Source organism: Shinella sp. GW821-FHT10F02, assembly GCF_058809275.1.
In genome coordinates this window covers 252,269-270,091 of sequence record NZ_JBXASL010000005.1, presented here as the reverse complement: position 1 = coordinate 270,091, position 17,823 = coordinate 252,269, and the positions used below count along the sequence as shown (strand labels likewise).

The following is a 17,823-nucleotide window of genomic DNA, read 5'->3' as shown; positions in this document are numbered from 1 at the left end:
GCCAGCAGTCGCTGGCCCTTTTTCGTTTAAGCAGGTTGAGCCTGCGCTTCCGGCACCTTCGGCTCGCGGATCGTCACCACGGCGAGCGCGCCGATCAGGCAGAGCAGGCCGGCGATGAAGAAGGCCGGCAGGTAGGTCTCGTAGGCGGTCCGGGTGAACCCCGCCCCCCAGGCGGCAAAGGCGGCGCCGAGCTGGTGGCCGGCGAAGACCCAGCCGAAGATGATGGGCGCCCGCGATCCGAAGCGATCGATGGTGAGCTTGATGGTGGGCGGCACGGTCGCCACCCAGTCCAGCCCGTAGAACACCGCGAAGATCGACAATTCGAAGTAGCTGAAGCTGGTGAACGGCAGGTAGACCAGCGACAGCCCGCGCAGGCCATAATACCAGAACAGCAGGGTGCGGCTGTCGAAGCGGTCGGAAAGCCAGCCGGAGCCGATCGTGCCGGCAATGTCGAAAATGCCGATGATCGCCAGCATACCGGCCGCCGCCACCGCCGCCATACCGAAATCGCTGCACAGCGAGATGAAATGCGTCTGAACCAGCCCGTTCGTGCTGGCGCCGCAGATGAAGAACGTGCCGAACAGCACCCAGAAGGTGCGCGTCTGCGCCGCCTCCATCAGCGCGGTGATCGGAGAGACCAGCATCGCCGAAAACGTCTGGCGCGGCGGCGGCGCCGTCGGTAGCGCGCCCGTCGCGCCATAGGGCGTTAGGCCGACATCGGCCGGATAGTCGCGCATGAAGACGAGCACCGCGATCATCGCCAGGAACAACATCGCGAGAATGACCGTCAGCGCCTCCCGCCAGCCAAGGCTTTCCGTCAGCGAGGCCATCAGCGGCAGGAACACCAGCTGCCCGGTCGCCGTGCTCGCCGTCAGAAGGCCGACGACGAGGCCGCGACGGGTGGCAAACCAGCGCGTGGCGATCGTCGCCCCGAGAACCAGCGCCGTCAGCCCGGTGCCGAACCCGACGACGACGCCCCACAGCAGCATGAGCTGCCACAGTTCCGTCATGGCGAAGGAGCCGAGAATACCCGCGCCGATCAGCAGAAGTGCTGCGCTCGCCACCTGCCGAACCCCGAACCGGTTGATGAAGGCCGCCGCGAACGGCCCCATCAGGCCGAACAGCACGAGGCGGATGGCAAGCGCGGAGGATATCTCCGACGTGCTCCAGCCGAATTCCTGTTGCAGCGGACCGATTAGCACGCCCGGCGTGCCGACCGCCCCCGCCGTCACCAGCATCGTCAGGAAGGTGACTGCCGCCACCACCCAGCCATAGTGAATGCCGCGCCGGGCGCAGAAGCGCGAAAGCGCCGTCGTCCCGGCGAAAGACATGTCGTTCTGCATGAAACATCCAATCTACGGGTAGATACCCGCTTCAACGCCAAAAAATCACAGCAGGCTATTCAATTCCGTCAGAAGCGCCAGTTTCTCCGGCCCGAGGCGCCCCGCCACATCGTCCTGGCAGGCCTGCCACAGCGGAACCGAAGCCCGAAGCGTCTCCACCCCCCGCTCGCTCAACAGCACCAGCGCCTCGCGATGATCGTCCCCCTGCCCGAACCGGACCAGCCCCATCCGCTCCAAAACCCGCACATTGCGCCCCAGCGTGGAACGATCCAGCTCCAGATGCCGCCCCAACTCCGTCAAACTTACCGGCTGCCGCCGCTCGACATTCCTCAGCAGCGAAAACTGCGCAATATTGATTCCCATCGGCTCAAGCGCATCATCATAGAGCGCACTGAGCTTCCGATTGGCCATCCTCAAACGATTGCAGTAGCAAGGTGCCGACATGATGCGGGTATATGCCCGAAATAACATCGAAGTCAAGCGAGTCGCCCTGACGGCAGCAGCGCCGAAGGCCAAAACGCAAAAAAGCCCCGGCGAACCGAGGCTTCGAGGGTCTGGAAAAATGGGGCGGGGGAGGCAATTCGAAGGCAGGCAGAAGATAACGCATAGTCCGTTTCTGGCTCAAGGCGGATGGCGGTAGCGCGTGGAGGCCACGGCGGGGCCGTGTCGCCTACAGGCATCATTTGCAGCTATAGAGTTCATCCCAGTTTGGGAATCCCGTAATGAGTTGCTTGTTTCCAGTCTGATTGGCATAAAGAACCGATGAGAAGGTGGGAGGGCTCGTTTTGCCACTTCGTCTTGGTTCGAGATACCAGCGGCTCGCCCATGCATGGGATTGCGTGTGCCACAGTCCACAGACACAGCGGCTGCTCACGCGCCTTGACGATGGTCTGTCTCGTCGTTCGGTTTTGAAAGGCGTTGCTGCGAGCTTTGCAACCCTTACTCTTGGTTCCGCCGGTCCTGCCTTCGCGCAAGACGCAGGAAAGCCTATCCTGCTCCGGAACGTGAAGATTTTCGACGGTACCAGCGGCAAACTTGTCGAAGGTCACGGCGTCCTTGTCGAAGGCAATCTCATCAAGTCATTGGTTGCGGACGCGGACAAGGTTGCCGATGCCGATGTCATAGACTGCGGCGGGCGCACGCTGATGCCGGGCATGATAGACGCGCACTGGCATGCTGTCCTCGCTGGTATATCGCAGATGGCCGCGATGACGGCGGACATTCCTTACGTCCATCTCGTCGCCGCGCAAGAGGCCGAACGCACGCTCTTGCGCGGCTTCACCACCGTTCGCGACGTCGGTGGGCCGTCATTCGCGTTGAAGCGCGCCATCGACGAAGGACGTATCGCCGGGCCGCGCATCTATCCGTCCGGCGCCATGATTTCGCAAACATCCGGCCATGGTGACTTTCGCATGCGCACCGACCTCCCGCGCACGTCGCAAAGCGATATGAGCGTGGCCGAGCAGGCAGGCATATCGGCTATCGCAGATGGTGAGGCCGAGGTGCTGCGCAGGGTGCGTGAACAACTCATGCTTGGTGCCAGCCAGATCAAGATCATGGGCGGAGGCGGTGTCGCATCCGCTTACGATCCGATCGACGCGCTCCAATATTCGGAGCCCGAAATGAGGGCGGCCGTGTCGGCGGCGGCCGATTGGGGCACCTATGTCTGCGTCCACACCTACACGTCTGCCGGCATCCAGCGCGCTCTTGCATGCGGGGTGAAATCCATTGAGCACGGGCAGCTTGCCGACGAGGATACGGTCAAGCGCATGGCGGATGCGGGCGCATGGTGGAGCATCCAGCCGTTCCTGGCTGACGAGGATGCCAACACCTATCCTTCGCCGGAGCAGCGCGCGCAACAGCAAAGCATTGCCGACGGCACCGCCCGCGCGGTCGAGCTCGGACGTAAGTACAACGTCCGCATGGCGCTTGGCACGGATATCCTGTTCAGCCCCAAAGGGACCGCGACCCAGGGCAAGCAGCTGGCCAAGTTCGCGCGGTGGTACGATGCTGCGGACGTATTGCGGCTTCTAACCAGCGGCAATGCGGAGCTTGCCGGCCTTTCGGGCCCGCGCAATCCCTATCCGGGAAAGCTCGGAAGCATCGAGGGCGGTGCCTATGCGGATATTCTCGTTCTCGATGGCAATCCACTGGAGGATATCTCCCTGATCGCCGCCCCCGAGCGCTCGATGCGGCTCATCATGAAAGATGGGCGCATTCACAAGAACACGCTTTCAGCTTGAAGAGGAGGGTCGCTTGAACAGGTACGCTGTCATCCTCGCGCTTGCTGCACTTTGCGGAGCGCCCAATGTCCATGCCGCCGATATCAATGGCCAATCGGAAGAACCGGCGCCCGGTGCGGATGCAAGCTCAACCTGGGCCTTGCAGATTACGCCCTACATGTGGGCGGCGGGTATCAAAGGCGATATCTCGCCGTTCAGGCGCGCGCCGACGATAGGCATCGAGAAGTCGTTCTCCGACGTCATGGACGATCTGAATTTCGGTGGATTCATCAACGTCTGGGCGCGGTACGACCGGTTCGTTCTGTCGGGAGACATGATGTATGTCGACACCACGGATAGCCACGCATTCGGCCCCTTGCCCGCTCTGCCGATAGCGCTGCCGCCGGGCACCATCATCAATGGAAGTGTCGACAGCAAGCAGTTCATGGCTACCCTACAGGGTGGCTACCGCGTCCTAGACACGCCGGATATGACATTCGATGCCCTGGCCGGGGCACGCTTCTGGCACATATCCAACGATGTGACGGTCAGCGCCTTGGGCATATCGCGTACCTATGGGGAAAGCTTTGGCTGGGTCGATCCGGTGGTTGGCGCACGCATGTTCGTTCCTCTTACCGAAAAGCTGTCCGTGCAGGCGCAAGCGGATATTGGCGGTTTTGGCGCGGGGTCCGATCTTACCTGGTCGGCACTCGCGACGGTCAACTATACCGTCACCGATCATCTTTCCATCTCGGCTGGCTACAAGGTGCTCGACGTTGACTATGACCACGATGGCCATGTCTACGATACGCAACTGAGCGGCCCCGTTCTTGGCATGACGTTGCGATTCTAAGCCTCGCAAGGACAGACAGCCATTCCCCGCCTCAGAGAGCAATTTTGGTTTTCTGATTAAAAACCAAGACGATCGCGAGAATGGCCGCAACTGCATGACAGCAGTTGGCACAACGCGAATTCATGCGCGCTCCGTCGATACGTTGTCCGCGGCTCGACACTGCGACTTCATACCGTCCCGATTGCGCGAACTGGCAACCCCGCGGTAACCGCGACTTTCCGCGCGCCACGACTTCAACCGCGCCAAAACGCAAAAAAGCCCCGGCGAACCGAGGCTTGCGACGTCTTGGAAGAATGGAGCGGGTGAGGCGATTCGAACGCCCGACCCCAACCTTGGCAAGCATATAATTGCGATGTTCGCGCTCTGCGTGTCTCTATCGCATAGTTCACTGGAATGCGCAAGAGCGCGCGTTTCGGCGATCATCACGCGCGCAGAAAATTTGAACAGGGCGGTAATCTCGTGAGACGTTGAGCAATACGGTTCAACGGCGAAACGGTGACCGCGGGGTAACCGCACCATAAATTGCCACGTTTGGCTGAAGCCTGTCCTACAGGCTGTCGACATACGGACGACCGCTTCGCGCCGCCGTGTCTGTCATCGGTGTCGTGGTCGCCCACGCCCAAAAACGCACAAGACGCCATAACGCCTGCATGAGCGAAGCCGTGTGATCAATGACGAAATTCAGATCCCCGGATGAGCCTACCAAGACGATTGGGGAATTGCGCCGTTAGGAGTACCCCGTGCTTTCGCTAGGTTCCTTCATAGCTAGTAGACGCAGTGCCACGAGGTTTTGGCTGCGCTTGAATCGATCTATGTACCATCGTTGACTTGGAGCTGCCGCCGTTGACGAGGGTTCGCTCAATAGATGCAAGAATGCTCGAAGCTTGCTGAGTGTTTGCTCCCGCAGCATGGTTGAGTCCTTTGCCGCAATCAGGCTCTCAACGTCGAGACCGGGTAAAGTGTTCGCCAAGGCGCTTCGGGAGAAAATTGGTCGACCGGCTTCCGCAGACTTTGCGATAAGGATCGTTCGAACGACCCATGCCACTCGGCGACCAATTATATCTTGGTCTGAAATTGAGTTGCGATAGTTTATCATAAACCAGCCGAGATCAACTGCCTTGCGGATTTCGGCCGAATAGTCTGACCGGAGCTTGAAGCTCCTTTTCAACATTTCAAAATGTCTGCACGGATCATACAGCGGTCGCCCTTCGAACAGCACATGGTATAGGAACAAGTCGCCAGCCGCAGCTTTCTGCTTCAGGTCTGCCAACGGATAGGAGGAGACCGACACGCCGGCGACCTGTGAATGGAAGACGCGATCGTCGTTGGTCACGTGCAGAAGGTCGACGTCCGAGTATTCTGAGTGGTCCCCTCGGGCGCGGCTTCCAAATAGGGTTTCGGCGACGACTACCATTTCAGCATCATGTCGATCATGCCTCGCCACGAGCCAGTGCCTCTTTGGACATCTGACGGGCGAGCCGCCGCGCATCTTCGACATCCCGTCTGTTCAAGAGGACCAACTGCTGCTTCTGGGGCGATAGTCTGCCTGGTTCCACGTCGAGATTGTGTTCGCTCATCAAATAGAAGCTCAGACTTAGCCGAACGGGCACCTCCATGATGCCGTCACCCATGTCGTATTCAGCGATGACCGCACGCTTTCTTTCTTCCGGCAGTTCAGGATTGGGTCCGATCTTCAAGTTGATCTTCTGCGTCCATTCGTAGTCGTAACCACTTCGCTCCGAAACTGCGATTGTCGACCGTGCTGCTTGAATGCGCCAGAGATTGTAGTCTCTGAAGTCATTGTGTCCCTCGGACCACGCGCGGACGTACCAGCGCCCCGCGCTATAGGAAATTCCATGCGGCGCAATGGTCCGAGACTCGTCTGGCGTGCCGGTCATTGAGCGGTAGTCGATTTCAAGCACCGTCTTGTTGCGGATCGCGTCGACGATCGACAAGACAACCTGGAGATTAAGCTTCTTTGGACGCAGTGCGACGACGTTCAAAGGTGGCAGCTGATCAAACCAAGTGTCCTCACGGTTCATCCAGCCGGACTTCACGGCAACCACCTGAAGCAAATATCGGTTCGAGCTCTCTCCCATCAATACGGGGAGGAAGCTTGCGGAACGAACGAAAGCCTTCTGCGCGCTGTCATAAGACAGGTTCGTCGGAGCCAGCGACTGGTATGTCTTGAAGTCCGTTGAGGCCTGCTGATGGGATAAACCGAAGACATCCTGCAAGTCGCCTCGATTGAGCTTCCCATCCCAAAACAAGCGGAATTCGATGAATTCCAATCGCTTACGGACGCCCCACTTCAGGTCAGCGCCGATATTTCCGGCCATGAATCATCCACTTAATTACATCGTCACTAACATCACGTCCGCTTTCTTGACGGATGAATTCCAACATCCTATATTATGTTGACATAGAACTCGACTCAAAACGACCGGTTTTCGGGCATCGTCCACCGTTTTGGCAAGCCAAGCTAAATCCGGTTCGATGTTAAAGGCGGCCGAGAAATTGCATCGCAGCCGGGGCACGTCCCGGAAGCATCAAGAGCGCCGGCGCTGGGAGGACGACGGCTATCGAAGCGACGGAACGGCTCCGTCATGTAGGAGAGCAATCAATGAACATGCTGCGCCCGAACGAATATGACGCGTTCTTGGACCCCGTCGACCGCCTCTTGGCGCAGATTGCTTTCAACATACAACTTCCACCGTCGCTTCATGACAAGGCCGTCACCCGTTACGAGGCCGTACGGCACTTCCTCGAGGCGACAGCAACTTTCCGCGACGGTATCGAGCATTTCTATCCGCAGGGCTCCATGGCGATCGACGCCACGATTTCGACCCAAGGCACGGATGACGAATTCGACATCGACATCATCGCCCAGCTTGGTCTTCGCTTCCGCGGCATGCAGCCTCTCGAGGTCTTGAAGGCGCTCGAGCGCGAGCTCAAGGACTATCCGGTTAAGAAGGTTCTCCGCCAGACCCGGTGCGTCACGGTTTTCTATGCCGACAAGATGCATCTCGATATCAGTCCGTCGTTCCGCATCTATGGCACACCGGATCGGCGCAGCCGTATTATGCATGCGCCCGGCCCGCTGCCGTCGCCCGAAGACCATCAGGTCCCCACCGACGCCTACGGCTTCGCCGAACACTACAAAGCGAAGACTCCGATTGAGCCCCATGTCTTCCGGGACTTCCAGCGCCGCTGGCAGATGAAGGACGGCGTTCGTGCCGACGCCGATGTTGACGAGGTGCCGGATCAGACCCATTTCGGCGTCAAGAACATGTCGACCTTGGCCCTGCAGCTGACCAAGCGCTTCCGCAACATCCGGCATGACCAGGAGGGCCGCACCGGACGCATGGCACCTTCGGTCATGCTCGCCAACTACGCCGCCAGGACGGCGACGACGGGCCTGACCTTGAGCGAAGCACTCATCCGGCTCTGCACGACGATCATTCGTGACATCGACCTCGCCAGTTCAATGCGCAAGCTCCTCGTGGTCGTCAACCCGACCTTCGACGAGGACGTCTTCACGGACCGCTGGCCCGCCGACATCGCGCAGCAGAACGAGTTCGCCAACGACCTGCGCGACCTCGTCAACGCCATCAAGCTGATCCGCTCCGAAGCCTTTGATCCGTACCGGCTGCCCGACGTCCTGCGCGACCTCTTCGGCCTCTTCGTGGTCAACGACGCCATCGAGCGCATCGCCAAGGAAAGCGGCACTGCCATCCAGTCTGCCAGCCAGGGTTACACCCGGCGCGGGGGTGTCATCGCGTCCGCCGCCGCCATTGCGGTCCCTTCGGCCGTCGCGGCTCGTTCGACGGTCGTGGCAACGCCGCACCGCTTTTTCGGAGACCCGGTCTGATGCCCGAGCTGCCCCACACGATCGATGAGCAAATCCGGGCCATGCGTGACGACTGGCCCGACTTCAGAGTCTTTCGCGACCACCAGCACGATGTAGCACGCTGGCGTGGCTCGCTCACGCCACGCTCAAGGAAATACAAGGTCGAGATCATCTATGGTCTCCAGCTTGTGATTGACGGCCCTATCGTTCGGGTGCTCTCGCCCAAGCTTACGCGACTGCCAGGCAATGCCGAAGGTTCGCTGCCCCACGTATATTTCCGTGACACCGATCCCCAGCTTTGCCTCTTTGATCCGGCCGAACCCGGATGGAGTGGCTGGGACTTCATCTCCAAGACCATCGTGCCTTGGACGTCGGATTGGCTCGCTTCCTATGAGTTTTGGCTTATGACCGGGACATGGCATGGCGGCGGACGGCATCCTCCATCGACAGGAAGGCGCTTTCACGCGGAGAACCGGACATGAACTATCAGCCTCCCCGCCGCTCGGATGGTACCCTGGAGTATCGCCGCGAGAAGCTGCCGTGGCCCGCGGACAAACCGTTCAGGATTCTCTCGATTGACGGCGGCGGCATCCGGGGTCTTTTTGGCGCTGCTTATCTCGCCGAGATCGAACGCCGGTTCCTGGGTGGTGCCTCCATCGGCGACCAGTTCGACATGATCGCCGGCACCTCCACTGGCGGTATCATCGCACTGGGCCTCGCGCGGGGCAAGACCGCGAAGCAGATATCCGAAATCTATACGGAGCGCGGCCATCACATTTTCCCGCCGTCGACAATCTTCAATGGATGGTGGCGCTTTCTCCGCTCACTCTTCAGACCAAAGCACCGCAGGTCCGATCTGCGCGACGAGTTGCTTCGGGTCTTCGGTCATGACGTGCTCGATGCTGTCAAGCGGCGGGTGGTCATTCCTTGCTTTGAAGGCGAGTATGGCGAGCCATTCATCTACAAGACCCCGCATCATCCTGCCTATCAAAAGGATCGTCACAAAGCCATCGTGGACATCGCGCTTCACACCGCCGCCGCGCCAGCCTACCTCGCGGCTGTCGACGACCATGGCTACAAGATGCTGGACGGCGGACTCTGGGCCAACAATCCGATCATGAACGCGGTCGTTGACGTCATGGCTTGCTACGACGTCCTTGCGGAGAATATCAAGGTCTTGTCGATCGGCACGGGCGAAAACACGGTCAAGATCGGGAAACGCCAAATGGCTGGTGGCAAGTTCGCCTGGGGTGTGTCCCTGGACATCCCAATCTTGTTCAGGCTGGCGGCGCGTGCGCAGTCCAAAAACGTGCTTGGACAGGCCTACCTCCTGCTTGGCAAGCCGAACGTCATCCGCGTTGATCTCGACGAGCGGGAGCAACACATGAACCTCGATGACGTCATCCGCGCCAAGGCGGAGATGCCCAGTCTCGCCCGTGCGCACGCAGAGGCGAACGGCGCTCTCATTCAGCAGATGTTCTTGCTTGGCGAAACCGAGCGATTTACCAATTTCGGGAGCAATTGACGCTTCCAGGTTTTAGGCTCGCTGGAGCTTCAATGACCGCTTCGCGCCCCCGCCCCGGCCGTTCGCACGGGCAGCAAGATTTCAAAGCAGCCGCTCGGCTTAGTTGATCCGAATGCCCCATTTTGTTGGTGGTAAGCCGAAAGGTGGGCTTTCGAACAGCAAGTTTCGAAAGCGGATTATCAACAGCCGATGTGGCAAAAAGCGGTGAAGGTTAACAAGAGACGTTGGGTTACAATTTCAGGCCTAAGTCGTGTTGCGGCGTCGCGTCTGAACGCGGATATGGGAACGCGTGATGGCGATCGGTGCATTAGCAGGAGCACAATGCAAGTTGCAACTCGGTACTTCGCTTGTCTCGCGTATCGATTCCTATTTTGCTTGGATGCACTCTAGATGGGACTTGTCGTAGAGTATCATTCAATTAAAGATTGTTGGTCATGGCGTGGAGCGGGGGGCCTCATGAACCAAGCATTGGCTGTTGGTGGATTACTTTCGACAGAAACGGCTTTGCTTTCGGCAATCCGCGAGGGCCGCGTGGTGCTCTTTTTAGGTGCCGGTGCGTCGTTGGGCGCAACGAGAGCAGACGGGAAGAAGATACCGACGGCGAAGGAATTGGGAGCCAGGATTGCGGAGAAATTTCTCGGCCCCGGATTCGATGACGCGGACTTCAAGACGATTTGCGACTTTGCCGCGTCCGCGCAGAGCGTCCGAGCACTACAGACCTTTATCCACGAGGAGCTGTTGAGTTTCGAGCCCGCTGATTTCCATCGGCTGATACCGACATTCATTTGGGCGGGCATCGCGACCACGAATTACGATCTCGTAATCGAGACAGCCTATCGGTCCGTGAACGACCGTCTGCAGGATCTTATTGTCAACTGCAGCGACGGGGACGGTGCGGCAGAGAAGCTCGGGATCAATGGCGTCCTCTACGTGAAGCTCCATGGTTGCATTACGCATTACCAGGACGTAAAGCCTCCACTCATTGCAAGCACCGAGCAAATCATCAACCACAAGGCTGGCCGTGCGGGACAATTCGCCCAATTTCTCGAATGGGCCAAGACCAAGACCATCATTTTCGCTGGATATGGAATGGGGGACTTCAACCTCCGCACGTTGTTTGAAGAAATTCGAAAGGACGGCGACAATCATGCTCGCCACTATCTGGTGCGGCCCGGCATCACAAAAGTCGAGGAGGACTATTGGCTCGAGAGGCGGGTGAAGACGATCAACGCCAACTTCGCCACCTTCCTCAATGCTGCCGATTCAGAGATCAAGGCGACGTCGCGTACGCTTGGCCAATTGGTGGCGACCATCTCCCAGGGGAGGTTCACAAGATTCATATCTAAGGCCAATTCCACGGAAAGTGCCACCCTACTCAAATACCTCGAGTCTCGTTGCGAGCTCGTCTCATCCAGTCTCTCGACAGGGACGGCCGATCCGGCCAAATTCTACAAGGGGTTCGATTTGGGATGGGAAGGGGTGGCGCACGAGCTCGACGTCTCGCGCCGCATAGCACGCGACATCCTTGACGAGCACGTCCTGACTACCACGGCAAAGTCCGGGCAGCAGATGATTGTCCTCAAAGGGCATGCGGGCGGAGGCAAAAGCGTCACCCTTCGACGCATTGCGTGGGATGCCGCGACCAAGCATGATAAACTCGTATTCTGGGTGCGGAGCGGTATCGACCTCGACAAGGTCATGTTTGACGAGATGGCCTCGCTAACCAATGTGCCAATGTTCGTTTTCATTGACGACCTAACGGAGCAACCCAACCACACTGCCGATTTCTTCCGACACGCCAAGCGTCAGAAGTGGCCTTTAGTCGTTATCGGAACCGCCCGTGTCCATGAATGGAACATGCGATGCGAGGAGCTCGAGTCTCTTGTCCAGGAGGTTCATGATCTTCGATACCTGAGCGCTCGGGAGATTTCCGACCTTCTCGACCTGCTGGAGAAACACGGTTGCCTTGGACATCTAGCAAGCCTGACTCAAGAAAAGCGTCAGGAAAAACTGGCTGACGAGTATGGCCGGCAGCTTCTTGTCGCTCTGCATGAGGCGACGGAGAATGCGACATTCCGTGAAATCATCGCCGACGAGTTCGAAAGCATCCAGCCCATGGAGGCCAAGCTTCTCTATCTTGACATCTGCTCCCTTCATCGTTTTGGCCCCCCGGTACGTGCCGGTTTGATATCTCGTGTGCACGGAATCGATTTTGAGGAGTTTAACCAGCGCTTCTTTATGCCACTGGAGGAGGTTATTAGCCTGTCGTCAGACAGGAAAACTAAGGACTGGACTTATCGCGCACGCCACCCGCTGATCGCCGAATTCGTTTATACCGCAGGCCTTCCGACCGTTAGGGACAAATACGATAACCTGATCCGCATTATCAGCCGCCTCAACCCCTCCTATTCGTACGATAAGGAGGTCCTGTTCGAGTTGATCCGAGCGAACAAGCTCGCCGAGATTTTCAGGGACCGGACGCAGGGTGATGATATTTACAGACTTGCTTTGGAGACGGTCGGCGACGATTGGGGCATCTACCATCAGCGCGGCATTTACGAGATGCGCCTAGCCGGAGACACGGCCGGGCTTGATCGTGCCGAAGGCTACCTCAATAAGGCGCTCGGCATGTATTCTACATCGGGCGCGGTAAAACACTCGCTGGCCGAGTTGGCGTTCAAGCGCGCCTCGATCGCGAAGGACGATCAAGAGCGCGAGGCGTGGCGGAAGCAGGCTGAAAAGCAGGCCTCGGCCCTTACCGCTAAGAGCAAGACATCGTATCCAGTCCATACGCTCGCGAAGGTCGCGGTGTCCCGCGTAAAAGATGCTCTGGAGAAAGCTGAGAAAACTGATGACGAGTTGACCCAGCAGGCATTGAGCGCGGCCATTAAACTCGCCGAGGACACCCTGCGTTTGGGCCTTCAAAGCTTTCCGAATGATGATCGGCTTTTAACTGAAGACGCGGCGCTGTCCGCCCTTTTGAAGAACGCGGACAAGGCGCTGACAGCATTGCAAAAGGCATTCAAAACGAATCCTCGCAGCGAACTAATCGCCAAGCGGTTGTCACGCATACTAAGGGCAAAGAGCCGTGTCGACGACGCCGTCGGTGTGTTGCGGGAATCGCTCAGTCTCAATCAAGGAAGCCAAGTTCTCCACTTCGATTTGGGTCAGACGCTGCGGGAAACGGCACCGGACGCAGATACGGCTCAATGCGACTCAATCCTCTACCATTTCCAACGGGCCTTCGTGCCTGGCGACAAGCAATACGAGGCCAGGTTCTGGTATGCGCGCCACCTTTGCCTCGCTGGGAAGTGGCCGGAGGCGAAGCTTATTTTCGAGACGCTAAAGAATTTGTCCATTCCATACAGCCAACGCGCGGGTTTACGTGCTCCCATCCTTAATTCTGATGGAACCGAGCGCCTGTTCTATGGGCAAGTGATGCGTAACCGCGGCGACATAGGCTTCATCAGGACCGATCTCGACGGTACCGAATGCTTCACGTCGCAAGAGTTCACCGATGCCGAAGGGCCGATCCCTGCGGAGCAAACCCGCGTGAAGTTCAATATCCATTTCTCTTTGATGGGACCAGTTGCGAAAGCGGTGGCGATAGCATGATCGACCAGACGGAACATGGTGTCGATGTCGCTGACCTCGAGGCGTTTCTTAAAGAGCACCCAGAGTTGCAGGGTGAGTACGCGATCCTTTCCCAAATCTTGACAGAGTCTCCTAGAGGAATGGTGCTTGTGGCGGCGGCGGAGTTGGATCGATTGTTGCTCGACCTCATGAAGGCCTTCCTGAGGCCCGGCGCGGGGCAGACAGCCCTGTTGTCGGAAGGGAATGCTCCGCTCGCCACCTTCTCCGGTAAAATCGCCGCGGCACATGCGTTGAACCTGATTTCAGACCAGGAATTCAAGGAGCTCGGCATCATTCGACGCATTCGAAACGACTTCGCGCACGAGACTAACGTCAGTTTCGAGAGCCAGACTGTGAAGAGCCGTGTCCGTGAGCTCTCCCAGTTCCGTGCGGGAGAAGATGCTACAGAGAGTTTCGAAGCTTCGGTGATGAAACTCACTTTTGAGCTATCGGCCACTATTAGGGGCATCAGATCGATTGACACGCTACCACCGTCCCAACGGCAATACGAGCAAAGTTGAGCCAGCTTCCTGAAGAGACCAAACACGTTCGTCGCCGCATGGCAGTTCTGCTTGCTGTCGAGTAATGTTGAGGTGCCGGGTTATGGGGCTGTTGCGATGATTTGAATGAACTTGACGTAAAAGTTAATCAAGTTCGCCGTAAGGCCGCCATTTACGCAAAACTGCCGCGTTCTCGACGTCGTACCCCGGAAGCGGACCAGCGGTTGATGCCCCATATCTGCCAATTGTTTCTATGCCTCAGTACCCACCATGCCTCGGTGCCCGCCATGCCTCACGAACGCCCATGCCCCAGTCTTTCATGGTAGCGCGGCTACGCGCAGGCGCGACTACCCCGCATCAGCCCCTCCCCCTCCCTGAGCAGCACCGACTCGGTGTACGACGAGCGCCGTCACCGCCGGCACAGCGTCACCTCCGTGACGGCAGTGACGCTGGTGACGGCACGTTAGCTTTTGCCGCAGCGGTGCTAGCAGGAGGGGTAGGGGTATGACACATGCAGACAGGCCCGCTCATCTTAAAGCAATTTCTGCCGAAGGGTATTGGACACGGATCGAGATGGTATTCGATTCTCTCGTCATCCTTTTGGATATGAAATTCGAAACACTAGATCAGGCCGTTGGCGAAGAAATCCCCGGCAAGACTGGTGACGACAAATGGGCTTCTACGACGCCTAGGTGGGACGGTGTACGCTCCTGGCTGATCTTGCCGTACATCGATGCGTTGGATCAGGACCGATTAATGGGGCAGTTTGAAATAGCTCGAAGATTGGCTCCGATAGTCCGTGAACAAATTGCGAAACGGGAACTCTCCCCTGAGTTTCTGGACCATTGGGGTCGTTTTCGTGCAGCTTGCGGCCTGCTTGAGTTTGTTTATCACTCGAAGACCTCGATTGGTCATCGGCGCTCAGCCCATGCCGGTGGGCAGGCGAAGGTGCAAATTAGCGAAGACCATCAGCGTTGGTTTGCGCACTATTTCCTAAGTAAATATCAGCGCGGGAGACGGCGAGAAGCCGAGCAGGCCATAACAAAGCTCATAAATGCAATTGTGGATGGTGATGTCGATGCGGGCCAGTATCGTGATGTGAAATGGTTTGAGCATTTCCTCAACATAGAGGATGCTCACGCCGACAATTATCTCACCCTGAAAGAAGCCTACCGGGAGCACAATTTTTCCGTAAAGCGCATGCGGGAACTCGTCACTCAGGGCACGGAAGGGATTCCGCCAGTAACTCTCGAATTTCCGGACCCTTAGGTCCGGGGGAAGATTTTCATATCGCCGCCAGCCAATATTTCCTGGTCGGTGGCCACCGATGTTTCACCCAAGTCCTACTATTTTCAGGGAAAACATCGTTATGAAAACACACCTTAACGATCTGAGCTATCAGGTCGATATCGAACCCATGCTCACTATCCAGAAGGCTGCCGAAATCCTCGGTGTCCATGTGTGGGCTCTTCGCCGTGCAATCAAAGCCGGCACTATCCCCGCCTATGCGCCCTTCAATGGGCGTAAGCTTGTTCGCCTCTCCGAAGTCGCCGCAGCGATTAATGCTGCCAAGATTGGAGGCTGAACATGGCTGACTCCATCTTCCGCGACGAGGCAGGCAAATTCTGGGCTCGCAATCTGCCCGCTACTCCGGCCGAAGGTAAAGCGCCGATTCTCAAGGGCTGGCAGGGCCAGCTTGCCGCAATCCCCCAAGATGAGAAGCGTAAGCAGTGGCAGGACCAGTATTATGACAAGAATATTGCTCTGCTGACCGGCTTCGATGTTGGCGCAGGCAATATCTTCGTTGGCCTGGATGTCGATGATGATCGCCTGCTGCATCTCGTCCTCCGGGTGTTGGGCCTCAAGCGTGAACAGCGTCGTGCCGTTCTTTCCGGCAAAAAGGGAAAGAAGGGAGCGACCATCTTCACCCGCGCCGCGAAAGCGGTGAAGTCCACTATCATCAAGGGCGCTGCCGGCCTTGGCAACATAGACGTCCTCGCCGCAGGCAAGGTCACGATCATGCCGCCGTCCATCCATCCGGACACCGGCAATCCCTATGAAGTCTATGGCAAGCCGCTACTCGATGTTGACTTCGCAGAGCTTCCGGAGATCACAGAGCACCAGATCAAGCTCATAAAGGTCACGCTTGGCTCCGAGCATGCCATCACCTTGATTTTCGGTGAGGCTACGCATGACGCTGGTGTCGCCCTCGTTGCGGCGCTGGTTCGCGCCGGCGCAACCGATGAGGAGATTTCTGAGATTTTTGTCGGCCTTCTGCCGGAAGATTATAAGGGCAATTCGCTCGATGAACTACCGGGTTGGATCGCTTCGGCCCGTACAAAGGGCTTTGGCGACGCAAGCGATGAAGACGCGCCGACGCTCACCCACGCGCTCGTCTCGCTGGCAGTCAACGCGGGCATCGAACTGTTCAACGATGGCGATGGGACCGCATTTGCAACGCTGCCCCACACTGGGTCGGCCATTGTGTACCGCGTCAAGTCGGATGCCTTCAAACAGTGGCTGCGTTATAAGGCCTATGTTGTGATGGAGAAGGCGGTGAATTCGACGCCGCTGATGGAGGCAGCAGCCACCCTTGAAACGAAGGCGCTCTTCGACGGCTTGCGTTATCCAGTGTTCGCCCGAGTGGCCGGTGATGGCAAAAACGTCATTATCGACATCGGGGCGGCAGACGGTCGGGTTGTTGAAATCGACAACGCAGGCTGGTCTGTCGAGATCGGCAGCCGTCTGAAGTTCGTGCGCGGTGCGGGCTTTGACACCTTGCCCATTCCTGAGAAAGGCGGCAGCCTTGCCAAGCTGAAGGACTTCCTCAGCCTCGATGAACACAACTTCCGCCTCTTGGTCGCCTTCCTGATCAATGCGCTTAAGCCGCAAGGTCCCTACTTCATTCTCCTCGTGGAAGGCGAACAGGGTTCCGGCAAGAGCGTGTTCTGCGAGATAGTGAAGCGCATCATCGATCCGAATAAGGCGATGCGCCTTCGTCTGCCCGACAAGCCGCAGGACCTCATGATCCAGGCCAAGGAATACCGGCTGCTGTCTTTCGACAACGCCTCCGGTATGAAGGCAGAGATGTCGGATGCTCTCTGCACGGTCGCGACGGGAGGCGGCATTGCCGTTCGCAAGCTCTATAGCGACGGCGAAATTCATGTGATGAGCTACACGCGTCCGTTTATCATCAACGGCATCTCCGGCTATGCCAATCGCCCTGACCTCATGGAACGGGCGATTCCGATCCGCCTCACGCCGATGCCCGAAGGCGGTAGGAGGACGGAAGCGGAACTGCTTGCCGAGTTTGAGGGGCTGCTTCCTGGCATCCTTGGTGCCCTTTACGATGCGATAGCCATGGCCTTGGCGAATTTCGCTACGGTGGAGCCGCCGCGCCACCTTCGAATGGCAGACGCCGCAAAATGGATCAAGGCGGCCGAGCCGGCGCTGAAACTGGAGGGCGATAGCCTCATCGACGCAATCGGAAAGGCGCAGGACGACTTTGTGATTGAGAAAGTCAACGAAGACCCGCTCGTAGCGATGCTCCGCCTCGTCTGCCGTAGCGGCCCCTTCGAAGGCTATGCGATTGAACTCTTTTCGGAGTTCAAGACCTTTCGGGAGATGATCCCCGAGCATGCTTTGCCAAAGACAGCATCTCATCTTTCGAACCAGCTTAAGCGGATGCGTCCGGCCATGGCAAAGGTCGGTGTCCACGTCGAGTATCTTGGCAAGGACCGTAAAGGCATGAAAATTCGCGTATCGCACGACGGTGGCTATCTGCAAGCCTTCTAGCGTGACGGTGTGACGGCGGTGATGATCCTCAACGGCCGTCGCGCTGAGCAGCAGTAGGTAGGGGACTCCCCTTCCTACCCGCCCAGGCCACGCTACCTGCCG

General features: G+C 58.1%; 14 protein-coding genes. 10 read left to right on the top strand and 4 right to left on the bottom strand.

Features of this window, described 5'->3' with window-relative positions; translation table 11 throughout:
• Positions 1–26 precede the first annotated feature (26 nt).
• Positions 27–1,343 (bottom strand): MFS transporter, encoded by a 1,317-nt coding sequence (locus AC1RWL_RS17430; protein ID WP_493095464.1) that lies wholly within the window; start codon positions 1,341–1,343, stop codon positions 27–29.
• Between the two features lie 45 nt (positions 1,344–1,388).
• Positions 1,389–1,754 carry a MarR family winged helix-turn-helix transcriptional regulator gene (locus tag AC1RWL_RS17425; protein WP_493158413.1) on the bottom strand — a complete coding sequence of 122 codons (366 nt, stop codon included), beginning with the start codon at positions 1,752–1,754 and terminating at the stop codon, positions 1,389–1,391.
• Between the two features lie 593 nt (positions 1,755–2,347).
• Between AC1RWL_RS17425 and AC1RWL_RS17420 the strand changes: the two genes are divergently transcribed.
• Together AC1RWL_RS17420 and AC1RWL_RS17415 are read left to right on the top strand one after the other, a co-directional pair.
• The gene (locus tag AC1RWL_RS17420; RefSeq protein ID WP_493095465.1) at positions 2,348–3,586 is read left to right on the top strand and encodes a metal-dependent hydrolase family protein; all 1,239 of its coding nucleotides are present in this window, start codon (positions 2,348–2,350) and stop codon (positions 3,584–3,586) included.
• 82 nt (positions 3,587–3,668) lie between these two features.
• Entirely contained in the window at positions 3,669–4,418 is a 750-nt protein-coding gene (locus AC1RWL_RS17415; RefSeq protein WP_493095626.1) for a porin family protein, read from the top strand.
• A 727-nt stretch (positions 4,419–5,145) separates the two neighbouring features.
• On the opposite strand, the gene halB is transcribed toward AC1RWL_RS17415, so the two are convergent.
• On the bottom strand, positions 5,146–5,832 hold the full coding sequence (halB, locus tag AC1RWL_RS17410) for an anti-phage Hailong system nucleotidyltransferase HalB (RefSeq protein ID WP_493095466.1): 687 nt from the start codon (positions 5,830–5,832) through the stop codon (positions 5,146–5,148).
• A gap of 16 nt (positions 5,833–5,848) precedes the next feature.
• On the bottom strand, positions 5,849–6,757 hold the full coding sequence (locus tag AC1RWL_RS17405; protein ID WP_493095467.1) for a WYL domain-containing protein: 909 nt from the start codon (positions 6,755–6,757) through the stop codon (positions 5,849–5,851).
• 284 nt (positions 6,758–7,041) lie between these two features.
• Between AC1RWL_RS17405 and AC1RWL_RS17400 the strand changes: the two genes are divergently transcribed.
• The 8 genes from AC1RWL_RS17400 (at position 7,042) to AC1RWL_RS17365 (ending at position 17,721) form a co-directional block, all read left to right on the top strand.
• Positions 7,042–8,289 carry a nucleotidyltransferase domain-containing protein gene (locus AC1RWL_RS17400; protein WP_493095468.1) on the top strand — a complete coding sequence of 416 codons (1,248 nt, stop codon included), beginning with the start codon at positions 7,042–7,044 and terminating at the stop codon, positions 8,287–8,289.
• A complete protein-coding gene (locus AC1RWL_RS17395; protein WP_493095469.1) occupies positions 8,289–8,750 on the top strand; it encodes a type II CBASS E2 protein in 462 nt (153 codons plus the stop codon). The genes AC1RWL_RS17400 and AC1RWL_RS17395 overlap by 1 nt, the downstream gene beginning before the upstream one ends.
• On the top strand, positions 8,747–9,793 hold the full coding sequence (locus tag AC1RWL_RS17390) for a CBASS cGAMP-activated phospholipase (RefSeq protein WP_493095470.1): 1,047 nt from the start codon (positions 8,747–8,749) through the stop codon (positions 9,791–9,793). The genes AC1RWL_RS17395 and AC1RWL_RS17390 overlap by 4 nt, the downstream gene beginning before the upstream one ends.
• Positions 9,794–10,249: 456 nt before the next feature.
• Positions 10,250–13,408, top strand: coding sequence for a P-loop NTPase (locus AC1RWL_RS17385; RefSeq protein ID WP_493095471.1), 3,159 nt, complete (start codon positions 10,250–10,252; stop codon positions 13,406–13,408).
• Positions 13,405–13,947 carry a hypothetical protein gene (locus tag AC1RWL_RS17380; RefSeq protein WP_493095472.1) on the top strand — a complete coding sequence of 181 codons (543 nt, stop codon included), beginning with the start codon at positions 13,405–13,407 and terminating at the stop codon, positions 13,945–13,947. Before AC1RWL_RS17385 ends, AC1RWL_RS17380 begins: the two co-directional genes overlap by 4 nt.
• 483 nt (positions 13,948–14,430) lie before the next feature.
• Positions 14,431–15,195 carry a hypothetical protein gene (locus AC1RWL_RS17375; RefSeq protein WP_493095473.1) on the top strand — a complete coding sequence of 255 codons (765 nt, stop codon included), beginning with the start codon at positions 14,431–14,433 and terminating at the stop codon, positions 15,193–15,195.
• Positions 15,196–15,295: 100 nt separating this feature from the next.
• Positions 15,296–15,511, top strand: coding sequence for a helix-turn-helix domain-containing protein (locus AC1RWL_RS17370; RefSeq protein WP_493095474.1), 216 nt, complete (start codon positions 15,296–15,298; stop codon positions 15,509–15,511).
• Positions 15,512–15,513: 2 nt separating this feature from the next.
• Positions 15,514–17,721 carry an AICE element replication initiation protein gene (locus AC1RWL_RS17365; RefSeq protein WP_493095475.1) on the top strand — a complete coding sequence of 736 codons (2,208 nt, stop codon included), beginning with the start codon at positions 15,514–15,516 and terminating at the stop codon, positions 17,719–17,721.
• Positions 17,722–17,823: the final 102 nt, after the last annotated feature.